Origin of the sequence: Iningainema tapete BLCC-T55 (assembly GCF_014698965.1) — a bacterium.
Taxonomy (GTDB): Bacteria; Cyanobacteriota; Cyanobacteriia; order Cyanobacteriales; family Nostocaceae; genus Iningainema; species Iningainema tapete.
Genome location: NZ_JACXAE010000113.1, coordinates 1 through 1,439, shown reverse-complemented (window position 1 = coordinate 1,439; position 1,439 = coordinate 1). Strand labels below are relative to the sequence as shown.

The window sequence follows — 1,439 nt, the reverse complement described above, 5'->3', positions numbered from 1 at the left end:
TGTTGTCAAATGAATACATATATCCATAATATTCGTAGTCAGCGCCGACTGATCAACTTTGCTGTGGAAAATTCTCACCAGAATGCGAAGCTGGGCGAGAAATGGAAAAAATGGTTACAAAACTGGAGTGGAGGGGTAACATTGAGCCTGTGTCTGAGCGCCCTTGCCGCAACACAGGTACAAGCGGCTACTTATTCCTTCACTAAAATCGCTGATACCAAAAGCTTCCCCTGGCGAAGTATTTCCAGAAATGTGGTAATTAATGATAGTGGCACAGTATCTTTTCTGGTAACTTCAACAAGACAAAGCCAATATATTTCCGGGTATAGGATACTATACACCAGTAATGGAAATCAGTTGACAGAGATTGCTAACTCGGATACCGTATCATCTTTATTTGGACTCGGAGTATCCCCTGCACAAGTCTTTTTGGACTCAGTAGAAGGAATCAATAACAACGGTACTATTGCATTTAGATCTCAATATGCAGTAGGCTACCTTCTACACAGAGCGCTTTTAACAAGTCAAAATGGCTCCACTATACGTCGCGCAGACTACATATTCCAAAATAATACCCCGGTTACGGGTTCGCCTGGTTGTAATTGTGGTCTTTTTTTACAAGACGTAAGTGAACCAAGACTTAACGATCTTGAGGAAGTAGTTTATTTAAAACAACCATATGGTATTAGCCTTAGCAAACCAAATCAAAGTAATTTAAGTATTACTACAATCTCTTCAAGTTCAGTTGACATTAACAACAATAGCGAAGTAGTTTTTGGTACTACAAAAGCAATCTATACAAATGGTTCAGTTTCTCCTTTGGTAGAAATACGCGCTGATGCACTAGATATTAATGATAGTGGCGATGTGGTGCTGTCAAATCAGAATACTATTAGTCTGTTCCATCGTGCTAGCGGGAGCTTGAGTACGATCGCTGATATCAGTGGTCAGTTTAGAGGATTTGGCAATCCTGTCATTAATAACAGTGGTAAAGTAGCATTTGGTGCGATATTAGCTTTCGGAGAATCAGCCATTTACACAGGTGCTGACCCAGTGAATGATAAAGTGATAGCTAGTGGTGATACCTTATTCGGCTCAACTGTGAAAAATGTGTATTTTTCGTCTCAAGGGTTAAACAATCAAGGTCAAATCGTCTTCCTGGCTGAATTTACAGATGGCACACAAGGGATGTTCCTTGCCGAGCCTGTGTCCGACTCTTCTGTTGTTCAGCCTCAAGACCCTCCACTAGAAGAAGCCTTTACAATCAGCAAAATTGTCGATATCACCCCCCTGAGCGATGGCGTGGGCAACTTCACCTCGATTGGTAGTTCGGCGATTGATGGCAACACTTTAGTCTTCAATACAGCAGAAGGTATTTACAAAATTAGTGACGGTGTACTAAGTATCATTGCTGATAAAAATACCGCCATTCCTGGTAG

1 protein-coding gene is annotated in these 1,439 nt (G+C 41.2%); it reads left to right on the top strand.

Going from position 1 to position 1,439, the window contains the following annotated elements:
* Nucleotides 1–9 precede the first annotated feature (9 nt).
* Nucleotides 10–1,439, top strand: a 1,430-nt coding sequence (locus ICL16_RS37925) for a DUF7453 family protein (protein ID WP_190836743.1), incomplete at its 3' end; no start/stop codon positions are given.